General features: G+C 58.8%; 13 protein-coding genes and 1 pseudogene. 8 read left to right on the top strand and 6 right to left on the bottom strand.

The window, feature by feature from the left end; genetic code table 11:
• Window positions 1-98 precede the first annotated feature (98 nt).
• Both CFBP4996_RS11290 and CFBP4996_RS11285 read left to right on the top strand, forming a co-directional pair.
• Complete coding sequence (locus CFBP4996_RS11290; RefSeq protein WP_080850812.1) at window positions 99-686, top strand: glutathione S-transferase family protein; 588 nt, start codon at window positions 99-101, stop codon at window positions 684-686.
• Between the two features lie 232 nt (window positions 687-918).
• Window positions 919-1,731: an oxidoreductase gene (locus CFBP4996_RS11285; protein WP_020808430.1), complete on the top strand. Its 813-nt coding sequence runs from the start codon at window positions 919-921 to the stop codon at window positions 1,729-1,731.
• Between the two features lie 296 nt (window positions 1,732-2,027).
• On the opposite strand, the gene CFBP4996_RS11280 is transcribed toward CFBP4996_RS11285, so the two are convergent.
• On the bottom strand, window positions 2,028-3,062 hold the full coding sequence (locus CFBP4996_RS11280; protein ID WP_080850814.1) for a LacI family DNA-binding transcriptional regulator: 1,035 nt from the start codon (window positions 3,060-3,062) through the stop codon (window positions 2,028-2,030).
• A gap of 162 nt (window positions 3,063-3,224) precedes the next feature.
• On the opposite strand from CFBP4996_RS11280, the gene CFBP4996_RS11275 reads away from it, so the two are divergent.
• The 6 genes and pseudogenes from CFBP4996_RS11275 to CFBP4996_RS29535 form a co-directional block, all read left to right on the top strand.
• On the top strand, window positions 3,225-4,796 hold the full coding sequence (locus CFBP4996_RS11275; RefSeq protein WP_080850816.1) for a sugar ABC transporter ATP-binding protein: 1,572 nt from the start codon (window positions 3,225-3,227) through the stop codon (window positions 4,794-4,796).
• Window positions 4,796-5,806, top strand: a complete 1,011-nt coding sequence (locus tag CFBP4996_RS11270; RefSeq protein WP_031233325.1) for an ABC transporter permease — start codon at window positions 4,796-4,798, stop codon at window positions 5,804-5,806. Before CFBP4996_RS11275 ends, CFBP4996_RS11270 begins: the two co-directional genes overlap by 1 nt.
• Before the next feature lie 90 nt (window positions 5,807-5,896).
• Window positions 5,897-6,847, top strand: coding sequence for a sugar ABC transporter substrate-binding protein (locus CFBP4996_RS11265; RefSeq protein WP_080850817.1), 951 nt, complete (start codon window positions 5,897-5,899; stop codon window positions 6,845-6,847).
• 110 nt (window positions 6,848-6,957) lie between these two features.
• On the top strand, window positions 6,958-7,962 hold the full coding sequence (locus tag CFBP4996_RS11260; RefSeq protein ID WP_080850819.1) for a Gfo/Idh/MocA family oxidoreductase: 1,005 nt from the start codon (window positions 6,958-6,960) through the stop codon (window positions 7,960-7,962).
• A complete protein-coding gene (locus CFBP4996_RS11255; protein WP_080850820.1) occupies window positions 7,959-8,918 on the top strand; it encodes a sugar phosphate isomerase/epimerase family protein in 960 nt (319 codons plus the stop codon). The genes CFBP4996_RS11260 and CFBP4996_RS11255 overlap by 4 nt, the downstream gene beginning before the upstream one ends.
• A 113-nt stretch (window positions 8,919-9,031) precedes the next feature.
• Window positions 9,032-9,494, top strand: a pseudogene (locus CFBP4996_RS29535) (class 1 fructose-bisphosphatase); the annotation flags it as partial.
• Here CFBP4996_RS29535 and CFBP4996_RS29470 read toward each other — a convergent pair.
• Genes CFBP4996_RS29470 through CFBP4996_RS11230 form a run of 5 tightly spaced genes read right to left on the bottom strand, consistent with a single transcriptional unit; the run spans window position 9,444 to window position 15,523 of the window.
• The gene (locus CFBP4996_RS29470; RefSeq protein WP_323131567.1) at window positions 9,444-9,875 is read right to left on the bottom strand and encodes a recombinase zinc beta ribbon domain-containing protein; all 432 of its coding nucleotides are present in this window, start codon (window positions 9,873-9,875) and stop codon (window positions 9,444-9,446) included. The pseudogene CFBP4996_RS29535 and the gene CFBP4996_RS29470 sit on opposite strands and share 51 nt — an antisense overlap.
• Window positions 9,806-10,177, bottom strand: a complete 372-nt coding sequence (locus CFBP4996_RS11245) for a recombinase family protein (protein WP_059762667.1) — start codon at window positions 10,175-10,177, stop codon at window positions 9,806-9,808. Before CFBP4996_RS11245 ends, CFBP4996_RS29470 begins: the two co-directional genes overlap by 70 nt.
• A gap of 10 nt (window positions 10,178-10,187) precedes the next feature.
• The gene (locus tag CFBP4996_RS11240) at window positions 10,188-13,583 is read right to left on the bottom strand and encodes a molybdopterin-dependent oxidoreductase (protein ID WP_080850822.1); all 3,396 of its coding nucleotides are present in this window, start codon (window positions 13,581-13,583) and stop codon (window positions 10,188-10,190) included.
• 36 nt (window positions 13,584-13,619) lie between these two features.
• Window positions 13,620-14,681 (bottom strand): ABC transporter ATP-binding protein, encoded by a 1,062-nt coding sequence (locus CFBP4996_RS11235; protein ID WP_080850825.1) that lies wholly within the window; start codon window positions 14,679-14,681, stop codon window positions 13,620-13,622.
• Between the two features lie 17 nt (window positions 14,682-14,698).
• The gene (locus CFBP4996_RS11230) at window positions 14,699-15,523 is read right to left on the bottom strand and encodes an ABC transporter permease (RefSeq protein WP_020808421.1); all 825 of its coding nucleotides are present in this window, start codon (window positions 15,521-15,523) and stop codon (window positions 14,699-14,701) included.

The following is a 15,523-nucleotide window of genomic DNA, read 5'->3' as shown; positions in this document are numbered from 1 at the left end:
TGCTTGGCGAGAGGTGGCGTGTGTTTTGCGTGCCCACTGGACCCTTCCGGAAGCCATGCCTTCGTCCCGCTTCAATTCTGCCAATAAGGAGTCTTGACATGAACCCTGTCGTATCCATCTTCAAACATCCTCCGGACGGGGGTAGAGGATACCATCGGGATATGCGCGTCAGGTGGGCTCTCGAGGAAGTCGGACAGCCTTACACTCTACGGTACCTGACTTTTTCCGAGATGCGCCGCCCCGAATATCTGGAAATGCAGCCGTTCGGCCAGATGCCGATCTACCAGGAGGGCGATCTCATTCTTTTCGAATCCGGTGCGATCGTGCTTCACATAGCACAGCGTTTCGCCGGCCTGCTTCCCGATGAAGCGAATGCTCGCTCGCGTTCCATCATGTGGATGTTTGCAGCGGTTAATACGATCGAACCCTGTATCGCCTCCGGCAGCGTTGGTCATCTCAGTCAGCGGCTCCAGCAACTGGGCGATACGCTTGGAGGGAAAGAGTGGCTTGAGGGGGCTCAGTTCAGCGCCGGTGATCTCATGATGGTGAGCGTACTGCGGCCGCTCAAGCACTCTGATATTCTGCTGGATAGCCCTGGCTTGCAGGACTACGTCGAAAGAGGCGAGCAACGGTCCGCGTTCCAGCGTGCGCTGGGCAATCCACCAGCGGACAGGCGAACGGCGTGACTTGACGGCATAAGCATCCGTCACACCTGTTACTCTTCAGGCGAGAACCGCCGCATTAACTCGACCGATGTTTCCCGCGTCGAGGCGACTAACCCACGTGTCGTGGGGACTGACCATCCGCCTCCTCAATTTCTGCAAATGCGTTTTATTTCGCTTGCAATCTAACGGATTTATAGATTACAAACGAAATCTAAATTGATTTCTAATCCAACGCTAATTTTGGAGAGCGTAGATGTCCACAGACAAGATTGTTGTGGTGACCGGAGCATCCTCCGGTATAGGGCAGGCGACCGTGAGGTTGCTGTCACAGAATGGGTTCAAGGTATTTGCAGGATCGCGCAATCCGGACAAAAGTGGACCGGTACCTGGTGTCGAGTACGGACGTCTCGATGTGGACAATGACGAGTCGGTGAGGCAATTCGTCGATTGGGTTCTGTCCCGTTCAGGCCGGATTGATGTCGTGGTGAACAATGCAGGCGTCTCTCTTGTCGGGCCGGTCGAAAGCACGTCGGACGATGAGGCGAAGGCCCTTTTTGAAACCAATCTCTTTGGCCCACTGCGCATGATACGAGCGGTATTGCCCGCGATGCGGCAGCAAAAGTCCGGTCTGATCGTCAATGTCAGCTCGGTCCTCGGCTTCCTCCCCGCACCTTATATGGGCCTTTATGCCAGCAGCAAGCATGCCTTGGAGGGACTATCTGAAACGCTTGACCATGAAGTTCGGCAATTCAATATTCGCTCTGTCCTGGTCGAGCCAACGTTCACGAGGACAAGTCTCGATGTCAATGCGAAGCAGACGGAGACGCGCATTGACGACTACGCTCATCAATTAGCCAAATCCAATCAGGCCGTTCTTTCCGCCATTAAGACAGCAAGCAGTCCTCAGACTGTCGCTGCCGAAATCATGGCAGCAATCACAGGCCCTCACAAAATGCGCAGGCCGGTTGGAAAACAGGCTACGCTTCTCAGTCGCCTGAAGCGGTTTGTTCCAGCCAAGGCATTGGATAGCGGCATCAGGAAGACGTTTGGGCTCTCCAGGCTGTAAGCATTCGCGGAGCTTGCGCGCCACAAACAGAAAGTAGTGCGTACGGTATTCGGAAACTTCACGGCTTGTCTCGGACACATTTGCTTACCTTTAGCTCCGAGGGCGGAGAGTCGATGACTGTGCGCCTGAAGGGCAAGACACCGATCGGACCCTGAAACGTCGAGGCGATCGGCCCAAAGGGCCCGGTTTACCGCTTTGGCGTCGATGGTCACGCGCTTGCATAAAAAAAGTCTCCCATGCATCCCGCGGATTGCAACGCGGACGGATCATCGCCGGCGCCAGCAATGAATGTTGCACTAGATGTTTGTCGCTGAATAAAACTCAAAGGGAAGAATGTGCTGAGAAAGAGTAGTTGGTCTATCAGCGTCAAGCGCTTCTGCCATGGCTCGGACCAGAGTCTCCGCAAGTAACCTTGCAGGATGGGATAGGACCACCTTGATCAACCCCTCCGCAAGACCTGCCCTCGTCTCGTTCGTCAACTCGTGAGCAATGACGACAAGGCGTTTTGCCACAGGCCCGCCGTTCTCGCGAAGGGCTTGCATCACGCCGGTGATGCCGCCGCCGGCGACATAAAGTCCGACCAAATCCTGTTCGGTTTGGAGAAGACGGCAAGTGGCTTCATATGCGATCTCGGGTTCCTCAAGAGTGGCGACCGTTTCCAGCATTTGAAAGCCGGGCGCGCTTTCTCGAAAATACGACCGGAATCCCATTTCGTTGAGCTCCTGGGCCAGATACCGATGGCTGCCAACGAAGACAGCGACCTTGCCGCCGTTGGCATTGAGTCCCGCTATGAACCAAGCGGCGGTCCGGCCCTTCTTGACGCAGTCGTTGCCGACATAGGCCGCGCGCGCGGCAGTTGAGAGGTCAGAGATCATCGTCACGACGGGAATGCCTTCGGCGGCAAGACCGTCTACGGCGTGGTTCACCTGCGGATGATCTGACGTAATTATCCCAATCACGTCTGCCTCCCGGCTGAGGGAGTAAATTGCCTCTGCAGCTTTGTCTGGTGCGAGATCGTTCATAAACCTCACGATCGGTCGCCCATGCGCATCCGGAAAAGCTTCTACGGCCGCCGTCAGCAGCTCCCCCCACATCTGGTAAAGCTTTCGATGCGACTGCTTGAGAAGGAAACCGAACTTGATAACTGGCTTGTCGTGTTCCAACCGCCGCTCAATCGCCGTGACTCCGTGATAGCCTATCTCCCGGGCGGCATTGAGAACCCGTTCGGCGGTCTGCGAGCGGACTGGGTCGCGGCCATTCAAAACGCGATCGACCGTTGAAATACTCACGCGGGCAGCTTTCGCAAGATCTGGGATAGTCGGTCGGGACATCGAAGCCTCTCATAAAATGAAATTAATTATGAGGGTATTTGAGAGTAAAATCCATCCTTAAGTTGACAACTAGGCCAGTTTTAGTGATTTGTTCCTCATGAAATACGGCCATTAAGGCAGAGAGGACTTGGGAGAGTCCTTTCATTTGGAGGAAAACCTTTCATGTCCGCGACCTTGAAGGTGGCGCCGCTATCGGGCGGCGACGGCGCTCGCGCGCCTATAAATGACGAAAACGACTTTGTCCTTGAGATGCGGTCGATCACCAAGGCCTTCCCCGGTGTGCTCGCGCTTGACGAGATGAACCTTCAAGTCCGTGCCGGCACCGTGCACGTGCTCGTTGGCGAGAACGGCGCGGGCAAATCGACCCTTATGAAGATTCTGAGCGGTATGTACGCGATCGATGGCGGCGAAATCTATTTTCGGGGTGAAAAGCTCGATCATCAGAATGCCGCAGCGGCACTCGATCGCGGTATTTCCATGATTCATCAGGAGCTCAGCCCGGTGCTCGATATGACGATCGCCGAAAACATCTTTCTCGGTCGCGAACCTGTCCGCGCCGAAACCTGGCTCCTTTCCAAGTTCGTCGACTTCGACAGGATGAACAACGAAACAAAGGTCCTGCTCGCCCGTGTAGGCCTGCGTTACAGCCCCGAAACGAAAATGCGCGAACTGTCGATCGCGACCATGCAGCTCGTCGAGATCGTCAAGGCAATCTCGCGCCAAGCCTCTCTCGTCATCATGGACGAGCCGACATCAGCAATCAGCGACACCGAAGTCGCGATGCTCTTCCGGCAGATCGCCGAGCTGAAAGCCGCTGGTGTTGCCATCATCTATATCACGCACAAGATGGATGAGATCTTCCAGATAGCCGACGACATTACCGTCATGCGCGATGGTCAATATATCGCTGCGGGACCGGCTAGCGAATACAATACAGGCACGCTTATCTCTCAGATGGTCGGGCGGACGATTTCCGAGGTATTTCCCAAAGAAGAAGTGCCGATCGGCGAGGTCGTCCTGTCGGTCGAAAACCTGACTCGCCACGGCGTCTTCGAAAACGTGAGCTTCAATGTTCGTGCTGGCGAGATTGTCGGCTTATCGGGTCTCATAGGTGCCGGCCGAACCGAGGTCGCGCGCGTGATTTTTGGACTTGATGGCGCCGACGCCGGAGTGGTCCGACTGAACGGCGCTGCTTTGAAGCTTGGCTCGCCGAGGGACGCGATCGCCAGCGGCATTGCCATGGTGTCGGAGGATCGCAAGTCGGAGGGCCTGATTCTGTGCCGGTCTGTGGGCGAAAATATCTCTCTGGCAAACCTCAAGAAGTTCACCTCGCGGCTGTTCATCAGCGAACGGCAGGAGGAAAGCGCTGCGCAGCGCATGATCAAGATGCTGCAGATCAAGACGCCCAACACAGCGATGACTGTGGAGAACTTGAGCGGCGGCAACCAGCAAAAGATCGTTCTTGCGAAATGGCTGCTGGGCGATCTGAAGCTTCTCATTCTCGATGAGCCTACGCGCGGGATCGACGTGGGATCCAAATCGGAAATTCACAGGCTCATGACCGAATTCGCCCGCCAAGGGCTGGCGATCATCATGATCTCATCCGAGCTGCCCGAAATTCTTGGGATGAGCGACCGCGTGGTGGTGATGAGCGGAGGCCGGCTGACCGGTGAACTTACAAGGAGCGAGGCGACGCAGGAAAGCATCATGCGCCTCGCCACGGGAGGACATTGATGAGTATAGATCCAGTAGCAGGAGCAGAAAAGCGGGAGGGACGGGTGTTGCGGGGTGTGCGGGAGATGAGCTTCTCCCAGATCTACCGCAAGTACGGCACCGTTCTGATCTTCGTCGGCATCTGCATCCTGGCCTCGATGTTGAGCCCGACGTTTTTGACGGAAGCAAATCTCACTAACGTCCTGAGACAGGTGGTCGTTGTCAGTCTTTTGGCGTGTGGCATCACCTTCGTCATCATCCTGGGGCATATCGACGTTTCCCTCGGCTCGGTTCTTGCTCTTTGCGGGGTAATCGCGGCAAGCGTGATGTCGATGACCGGCAGCATCGTACTTGCGGTGGCAGCCGGTCTTGTCGTGGGTGTCATAACCGGCACGATCAACGGCTTCGTAATCACGTTCTTCCGAATCCCCTCGTTCATTATGACGCTTGCCATGACGACGGTCGCACGCGGAACCGTTCTGCTCTACACGGGCGGGTCGCCCGTAACTGGCCTCGGTGATTTCAAGGTCATAGGACAGGGTACATTAGGCCCAGTCCCCATCTCCGTGCTCATTCTGGCGGTAGTGGTCGTCCTGTCGTGGCTTCTGCTCAACAAAACCAAGTTTGGTCGATACGTCTATGCCGTCGGCGGGAATCAGCGCGCCGCACTTGCCTCCGGAATCAACCCCGACAGCATCGTCATCAAGGCGTTCATTTTCAATGGCGTCCTCTGTGCCGTTGCCGGCATCGTTCTGATGTCGCGCATCAATTCTGGCCAGCCCGCAGGCGGCGTTGGCTACGAGTTTGACGCGATCACGGCCGTGGTTGTCGGTGGCACCAGTCTGATGGGGGGGACCGGAACCATCACCGGTACGATCATTGGCTCCATGATCATCGGCGTTATTAACAACATCCTCAATCTCATGAATGTCAGCTCCTACTGGCAGCAGATCATCAAGGGCCTGATCATTGCGATCGCGGTGATCCTTGATGTTTGGACGAAATCAGCCCGCGGCAAGAAGAAGGCATAAACCCGTTCCAGGGACCTCCGGTCCCGGAAATAACTCTGTGTCGGCGGGATTTCCGCCCCTGCACCAACACACACCCATTGGGAGGAAACCATGAAAGTTATCGCAAAATTTGCTTTCGCCTGCGCAGTCTCTCTGGCCGCGCTTTCCGCAACCGCCGCAACCGCCGCAACCGCCGCAACCGCCGCAACAGCAGCCGACAAGTTCGTCGTTGGTTATGCCAACATGGCCGACACCGACGTGTTCGTCATGGCACGTAAGAACGCTTTCATCGAGGCTGCCAAATCTGACCCGGCAGTGATGGTCAATTTCTCTGACGCGAATAACGATGTCAGCAAGCAGCTCGACCAGATCGATAATTTCATCGCGCAGAAGGTCAATGCCATCGTTGTCGTGCCGGTCGACTATCAGGGCATTGTGCCTGGAGTTGAAAAGGCCAATGAGGCGGGCATTCCCGTGATCGCTCTCGGGATCCAGTCTGCTGGCGGCAAATATACATTTGTGGGCTCAAAGAACATCGATGCTGGCCGTCTTCAGGGCGAATACATGAAGGCGAATCTGCCGAAAGATGCGAAGATTCTTTATCTCGAAGGCACGCCGGGTCTCTCCCACACGCAGGAGCGGAAGAAGGGGTTTGAGGATGCGCTCGGCCGATCGGATGTTACGACGCTCGCAAGCCTCTCGGGCAACTATGATCGCGCCGAGGGCATGAAGGTCACGGAAGACTGGATTCAGAGCTTCCCGAACTTCGATGCCATCGTTGCTGCCAACGATCAGATGGCGCTTGGTGCTCTCGAAGCACTCCAGGGAGCCAATCGCCTTAAGGGCGTACTGATCTCGGGCGTCGACGGCACGGCCGACGCGCTCAACGCCATCAAGGCCGGCACGATGTCCCAGACGATCTTCCAGGACGCAGCAGGGCAGGCCAAGGCTGCCTTTGAGGTTGTTGAGGGTCTGAAGAAGGGCGAACAGGCGCCGGCGGAAAAGCTGGTTCCGTTTGCCTCGATCACAAAGGAAAACGTCGATCAGTACGCAAAGAAATAACCCTCCCAAGGGAAGCGTGTCGGGAAACGAGGCCCGGCACGCAACGACACAGGCCGGTGCTCTGCTGGCGCAGGCCATCCCTTTCATCAGTTACAGGAAGATCATAGAAAATGGGTACCAGGATCGCAATCATCGGGGCGGGACTGATGGGGGCAGACCATGCAAAGATCGTGGCGGAAGATCTGCCGGGCGCAACGCTCCAGGTCGTGTGCGACATGGACGCTGATCGGGCGAGGAAAGTCGCTGACCGCTACGGCGCTCAGGATGTGGACGTAAACCCGGATCGTATCGCGGCACGACCGGACGTCGATGCGATCATCATCGCGAGCCCGGACTTTACCCACGCGACCCTTTCGTTGTCCTGCATCAAGGCGGGCAAGCGGGTCCTTTGTGAGAAACCTCTTTCACAATCGTCATCGGAGTGCCTCGATATCCTCAAGGCGGAGGAGCAGGCTGGCGAACGTTTCATCATGCTTGGCTTCATGCGCCGCTTCGATCAGTCGTACGTCGAGATGAAGCGAGCCGTGCAGGATGGCGCGATCGGCCGAGCCCTCATGATGCACAACTTCCACCGCAACGTGGCGACCCCGGCTGCCGACTTTACCGGTGCGATGGCTATTACCAATTCGGCACCCCATGAATTCGACGTGGTGCGCCATGTCCTTGGCACCGAATACATTTCGATTTCTGCATTCCAGCCGAAGCGCTCCGACTCCCTCGTCGCGCCCGTTCATATGGTGCTTGAGACGGCGGATGGCCAGCTTGTCAACATCGAGATCAACAACAACGCAGCCTATGGCTACGATGTTCGTGCCGAACTGGTGGGCGAAAAGGCGACCATAGCGATGAACCCGGTGAACTACACGCGGGTGGACCGCGATCTGGGACAGAGCACGAGTTACGAGGCCGACTGGCGTGGCCGCTACCATGAGGCCTACCGGCGTCAGAACAGGGCATTCCTGCGCTTCGCGGAGAGCGGCTTGTTCCCAGAGACGGCGTCCAGCAGCTGGGACGGGTACTGCGCCGCAGTCGTCGCCGAGGCGGGAGTGCAAGCGCTGAACAAGGGACACAAGATGCCCGTGGAGATGATCATGAAACCGGAGTTCTACGCATGAAGCTGGGTTTTGTTTCAGACAGTTTGGGTGGTCTGCCGTTCGACGAGATGCTCGACCATGCCCGCCGGCTCGGGGTTTCCGGAGTGGAAGTCAACACCTGCGGCTGGTCCACCGCTCCGCACTTTGACTTGCCGAGGATATTGAAGGACGGCAACGTGCGGAAGGATTTCCTCGCGTCCTTCACCGATCGTGGACTGGAGGTCATCAGCCTCAACGCCAACGGAAACCCGTTGCATCCGACTGACCCTGCGCAAGGGCAGGGCCTTGAGGATACGATCCGAGCGGCCGGCGAGCTCGGGATTAGTACTGTCTGCTCCATGTCGGGCCTCCCCGCCGGAAACGCAACGGACACCATGCCGAACTGGGTGGTTTCCTCCTGGCCTCCCGAAACGCAGGCCATACTCCGGTATCAATGGGAGGAGAAACTTATCCCGTACTGGACGAGGATCGCTACGCTGGCAAAGGAACACGGGGTCGAACGCATCGCGCTGGAACTTCATGGCAACCAGTGCGTCTACAACGTTCCGTCCCTGCTCAGACTGCGGGAGGCGGTGGGCCCGGTCATCGGTGCAAACCTGGACCCCTCCCATCTTTTCTGGATGGGCGCCGATCCTCTTGTGGCGACGGATGCGCTCGGCGAGGCCGTCTATCACGTCCATGCCAAGGACACATTCCTGAACTCCCCGAAACAGGCCGTAGGCAGCCTCCTAGAGAACGGGAGCCTGATGGACATTCCCGCCAGGAGCTGGTCCTATATCACTCTCGGTTTCGGCCACGGTGAGGAATGGTGGCGGCAGTTCTGCTACCGGCTGAAGATGGCGGGCTACGACGGCTGGTTGTCGATCGAGCACGAGGACGTGCTTCTGAACAGCCTCGAGGGTCTGGAGAAGTCTGTGGCGCTGCTCCAAGCCGTCATGCCAGTCGCCAAGAGCGACTTCAAACCGCAGGCGATCTAGTAGCCGCCAATCGGGCCCCTGCTCAAGATCAATTCGCTGCCGGCGGCACGCTTCCGGCAGAAGGTCGTCTGCGCCTAGGCGGGCGCGGTTCAACACGTATCAGAGACGCGAACATGCAGAAAGCGCTCGACGTCATCACCATCGGCCGTGCTGGAGTAGACCTTTACGGCGCTCAGGTCGGCGGCCGGCTGGGGCTAAGGAGCGGGCTGATCACCCGCGGGGGGGACGAACGCAGCCGAAAGCACATCATGCCGGAAAGCAACGGCGAATATTCGATCAATGGCAGCCGTAGATCAGAGTGGCCACAAGCCATCCAGGACTTTGTCCGCGATTGCGAGCTTGGTGAAGCCGGGCCGCTTGGAAGACGATACAACATGCGTTGGGTCGGCTCCATGGTCGGTTCACCGAATTCTACTCCGTGGCGGTTTGCTTATGTACCCAAGCACCTCGGATGCGAAGCCAGGGAAACTTCGGCTGCTCTACGAAGCCAACCCCATGAGCATGATCCTAGAGGCCGCTGGAGGATTAGCGTTCGATGGAGGTAAGCGCATCCTGGCCATCGATCCGACCGGGATTCACCAGCGGGTCGGCGTGATCATGGATTCGCGCACGGAGGTCTCTGAAGTACGCGGCTATCTCGCCGACCAGACGTAGTGGCATCGTGCGAGTTACGGAAACCGGCAGACAATCGAGAACGCGGCTCTCCAGTTCCTGGCGGGTGATCGTCTTGCTGTTGCCGCAGTAGGAGCCACCAAGCTCGTCAATCGGGAGGCGCTTCTTGCGGTTGGTGCAGCTATAGCGATCCTTGTCGCTGATGGCGTAGGGGCCGCCACATTCCGCGCATTCAAGCAGGCGACTGAGCAGGTATCCTGGGCGGTGCGTTGCGTTCAGCCGGTTACTCTGCCCGAAATCGCAAAGCTCACCGATCTCCTTTGACACTCCTTCACCCGCTGCCATAGGTCGTCGGAGACGATGCGCATCTCGGGCACATCAATCAGCACCCATTCGCTTGCATCGTTGACGCGCGTGGTGCGGCGTTCGGTCTCCGGGTTCTTGCGGTAGTTACGCTTGTTCCAGACCATGCGGCCGATGTAGCTCTCGTTGTTGAGAATGCCGGTGCCACGGCTGACGTGGCCGCGGATGGCGATGTCACGCCACTTACGGCCGCGCGAGCCCGGACGCCCTCCTTGTTCAAAAGCTGGGCGATGTCGCGTGAAAACCAACACCTTATTTTCCAGCGGTGAAGATGCCGCGGGCAACTTCGTTTCCCTAAACGGTAATCTTCAGGGTGGATAGTGGTACGGCTTGGCAGGTCAGGCAATGCCCGTCCTCAAGTTCGGTTTCCACCAGATGGACGATATGTCCTTCAACCACGCGCACGACACAGCTTTCACATTGGCCAACACGGCAGCCACTGGGCAGTGCCACGCCAGCGGCCAATGCGGCATCGAGAAGGGAACCCTGCGATGCATCCCAACGGAAGCTCTGGTCGCTGCCGGCGACGGTCACTGTCTGTGCTTCCAGTTTTTGCGGTACGGATGCGGCTGCGGAAAAGGACTCTGCGAAAATGTCGAAGCGCGGTATCCCCATTGCGATCAGCCGGGCGATCATCGTGCTGTTGAAGGACGGTGAGCCGCAGAGATAGGCGAGGGGACGTTGGGCGACAGCCACTTCGAGAGGCGATAGATTGAGGCGCCCGGTCTGCTGAAAGTTTGCGTTTCGGTGATCCACCTCGGTGGGCGCGGAATAGGCGGTGATCCAGTTAAGGGAGGGAATGTGCAACGCCAGTTCTGCGAGACGGCCGGCAAACGGATGTTCGTGGCCATTGCGGCACCCATGCATGAGCCATACCGGATGTATCGCTTCTCCCTTGAGCTTGGCGAGCCCTTCGAGATAACTGATGAAAGGCGTGATGCCGATGCCGTTGGCAAGCAGCAGAATGGGCCGGCTGCTTTTGAGTGGAATGGTGAAATTACCGCCCGGAGGCGCAAGCGTCACCTCATCACCGACCTTCAGCTGCTGGATTTCACGCGACAGGGAGACTGGCGGATTGCCGCGCGAGCTGTCCCAGCGGACGGCAACCGAAAGCATGGATGCAGAGATCGGCGACGCCGTCAGGGAATAGGCCCGGCTAACTGCCACTCCCGGTATTTCGAACAAGACATGTTGGCCGGCCAGGAAATCTGGCACATGACCGCCATCGCAGGGTGAAAGGGATAATGCCGAGGTATCGAGCCCTTCTCCGCGTATCTCGGCCACGCGAAAGCGCCTCTTGCCATTCCAGAGACCGTTATTGACGGACACAGCACGGGCAATGTCACAGGTGACTGCTCGCAGGGGGACCGAACCGCTGATCGGATCGCGCGCCTCGTCGCTCAGGATCGCATTGATATTGGCGGTTCCGTTACCCTCGGCAGGCTTGCCGTCGCGGCCGAGCGGCTCGCAAGCCTCCCACCAGCCGAATTCGGCGATCACGGTGCGCGGATCGAGCCGGTCGTTGATGCGGACGCGGAGCCGGGCGACACCCTGATGGGTGCGTACGTCCGCCCATTCACCTTCCGCCAACCCGCGCGCGCGGGCCAGCTCGCCACAGATTTCCACCGAAGGTTCCGGTGACTTCTTGCGTAACGAGGCGATATGACGGTGGGACGTGTGCACGAACCAGCCGCTTTTGGCCGTCGTCAGCACCAGCGGCAGTGCATTCATGCCACCCGGCGCATCCGCCGTCGCGATGAAATCGGCAAGCGGATCGTAACCATGATCGAGCAATTGTTGTGAATAAAGTTCCACCCGGCGTGTCGGGGTGTTGAAGCCGCTGATGTCACCATCGGCATTTTCTGCCGCAAACTTGTGGTAGGAGAAGGCCTGGGGAAAACGCATGCCATCCGGCAGATCACGAAGATTATCGACGGTGATGCCGAGCGGTTCAAGCTGCCAGTTCCAGCCGGCTTCCACGTTGCCGCCGAAGAATGCGTCCTCCATGCCCATCCGCCGGGCAAGGGCCATGACGATATCGTAGTCGGCGCGGCTCTCTCCGGCCGGTTTCAGCATCTGGCGTCGCAGCTGAACGGTTTCCGCCGCTTCCTGAGTGATTTCGAAGCCTGGCCGTAATGCATCGCGTTCCCAGGGCATGTTGACCGGGAGAACGATGTCGGCGCATTCGGCCGTGGGGTTCATATACATGTCCGCATGGACATGAAATTCGAGCGCTCGCAGTGCCGCCAGATTGCGCGGCGTGTCGATCTGCGACACGGCAAAATTGGTACCGAAGCTCATCAGGGCGCGCACCTGATAGGGCTCCTTTTGCAAGACCGCGCGCGCGAAGTCGCGGCCATTGATCCAGCCATATGCCGGTGGGCCGAGCGGAAGATCGCGCAAGCCGAGCGCCTTGAACTTTTGGGTATCTGACAGGAGTGAATAGTCGCCCAACGAACGCCAGGGTGGTGCGACAGTCCAGATATTGCCGCCCTCGCTGTCACATGAGCCGATCAGGGCCATCAGGCTGCCGATTGCGCGCTCGGTCATGGTCGCATTGGTCTGCTGGCCTACCCCCGTCCAGCTGTAATAGGCAAGTTTTGGAGCGTTCTCGAGCAGGGCATAGAATGCCGCCTGCTCGGGCTCCGCCACGCCGGTTATGTCCCGCACACGTTCCGGCGTGAAGCTTGCCGCCCGCTGGTGCAGAAGGGCAAGCGCGCTTGCCGCCTGGCGCGGTTTTCCGTCGCTGTCTTCAAGGGCAAGCTCGGCCTGTAAGCCAATCCGTTCCGGGGAGGGCATGGCGCGCCGCGTATCCCAGGCTATGACTCGTCCGTCTTCGCCGGCAACCAGCCAGTCGGAGGGCTGGAAGTCGCCATCGATTTGAGACGGAGCCAGCTGGGCTGCGGTCAGGAAACGCCCGGTCGCTCTGTCGATGAGGAAAGCGGCATTCGTCCAATGGCGCACGAAGGCGTCGTTGAACCGGCCGGTTTCGAGAAGATGGCGGATGGCACCCATGGCCAATGCCGCGTCGGTGCCGGGCAGGATGCGCATCCACAGGTCGGATTGCTGCCCCGAGCCATCGGGTTTTGGGTCGATAACGACCACCTTGGCGCCGCGGGCCTTCGCATCAGCCACACGTCCGGCCTGCACCAGCCATGTGCGCGCCGGGTTGTGCCCCCACAGGACGATGACATCGGCCTTGTCGTATTCGGGAACACCGAGTCCCCGACCGAATGTCAGGGCATGGGCATAATCCTTGTGCCAGCCACAGACCTCAATCGCATAAAGCAGGTTCGGGCTGCCGAAAACGCGGATGAACCGTTCGACCCATTCGTAACTGTCAATGATCGGGGTACCGCTGGGTGTGGTGAGGGCAAAGGCGACGGCCTCCGCACCCGACTGGCCACGGATGCCCAGGAGTTTTTCTACGATCTCGTCAAGCGCCTCGTCCCAGCCGATTTCCTTCCATTCTGCAACAGGCTCCGTCCTGCCATTTGTCCGTCTCAACGGCACGGTCAGGCGGCGCGGACTATGCACCATTTCCGGTGCCGCGCGTCCCTTGGCGCAAAGTGCTCCACCGGTCGGGTGGTCGGGGCGGGGTTCCACACCGACCATCCGGCCATTTTCGACGAGCGTGTATGATCCACACCGCGAGCGGCATAGGGTACAGTAACCTGGATGTCGTTCCATTGTCGCTATCCGCAGCTCCGCCAGGAGCCACCAATTTCAGAAAAGCATGGTGACCGAGGCCGGCCAGCTGGCGAGGGCCTTATCTCCCCGCTTGAAGTCAGATCGACCGCCCTCGACATTCTGGCAATGGGCAAGAACCGAGGCGCCTGAGGCACTACGCAGGACATATTCCGTCAGCGCGCCGCGATAGACGATGTCCTCCACCAAAACCTCGATCGACGGTGCGTCCGGCGCGGTATCGCTGACCGGTACCAGGCGCACATGCTCGGGGCGCACCGCCATGTTGGCAACCGAGGCGTGGGTGCGAGTGCCTGCCGGCACGGCAAAGGTCATGCCGTCTCCGGTGCGGAACAGATCCGTGCTTTCGAGGCTGCCGGTAAAGATATTGGTTGCGCCTATGAATTCCGCCACGAAAAGGGTTGCGGGACGGTCGTAGATTTCTTCCGGCGTGCCCACCTGTTCGATACGACCTGAGGACATCACCACGATACGGTCGGCGATACTGAGTGCTTCGTCCTGGTCGTGGGTTACGAAGATCGTCGTCAGGCCGAGTTCGGACTGCAGACGACGCAGATCGGTGCGGACTTCGTAGCGCAGCTTGGCATCAAGCGCCGACAACGGTTCATCGAGCAGGAGGACATCCGGCTCGTAGGCGATAGCGCGTGCCAGGGCGACGCGCTGCTGCTGGCCGCCAGAAAGCTGCGAGGGCCTGCGGGTGGCGAGATGGTCGAGCTTGACGAGCTTCAGCGCATCCATCACCCGCTTTTCGGTGTCGGCCTTGTCGACCTTGCGCATTTCGAGGCCGAAGGCGACATTTTGCGCGACGGTCATGTGCGGAAAGAGCGCGTAGCCCTGGAACACCAGCCCCGCATTGCGCAGGTAAGGTGGCATGGCCGTTACGTCGCGATTGCCGAACAAGATGCGGCCTTCGCTGACATCCGCAAGGCCGGCGATCATCCGCAGCGTCGTCGTTTTCCCGCAACCGGACGGGCCGAGGAAAGCGATGAATTCGCCTTGGCGAATGTCGAGCGATACGTCGCTTACGGTGGTCAGCGCCCCGTGCCGCTTGACGATGTTTTCAAGAGTGATTGCAGACATGTTTGACTCCGAACGCGTCAGAACGCGCGAGTAAGCTTGAAATAATGATTGGTGACGAGCAGTGCCGCGGTAATCAACGCGATCTGCGCCGCGGCAACTGCTGCGATGGTCGGGTCCACGCTCCATTCGAGATAGTTTACGATCTCAATGGGCAGTGTCGTCTCGCCGGGTGCCACCAGAAAGAGCGATTTTTCCAGGTCGATGAAGGATATGATGAACGAGAACAGCGCGCCTGCCATCACTCCGGGACGAATGATCGGCCATGTCACGCGGCGGAAGGTCGTCCAAGGACGTGCGCCCATGGTGGATGCGGCTTCCCCCAGCTGTCGATCCATGCCGATGAGAGATGCGGTCACCAGGCGGACGGTCCACGGCACGGCGATCAGGCTGTGCGCGATCAACAAGCCAAGGAACGAACCCGAGAGCGGCCATTCAGTTGTGATCTCGACCTCGATCAGAAACATGTAGAGAGCAGCACCGGCGACGATGCCCGGTACAATCAGCGGAGCGATCAGTATCGACTGGATCATCTCGCGTCCGCGAAAAGGCCCGCGCGCCAGAACGAAGGATGCCGGAATGCCGACCAGCAGACTGATAGCGGTGGCTGAGATCGCGAGTTCGAGACTGGCGATCAGGCCTTCCCTGAAACGCGTCATAGTCCAGGCGGCCTCGTACCACCGCAACGTATAGCCCTGTGGCGGGAAGCTGATGATTGCGTTGTCGAAGAAGCTCACCCATATGATCGTCACGAGTGGCAACAGAACAAGCACGACGGCTACCACTGCCACTACAATCATGATCGGCCAGAATATCCGGGCGGAGAAATAGGAATTCCCGTTCAT

Source organism: Agrobacterium leguminum (assembly GCF_005144435.2).
In the GTDB taxonomy this organism is placed as follows: Bacteria; Pseudomonadota; Alphaproteobacteria; order Rhizobiales; family Rhizobiaceae; genus Agrobacterium; species Agrobacterium leguminum.
This window is presented reverse-complemented; position numbering and strand designations above follow the sequence as displayed.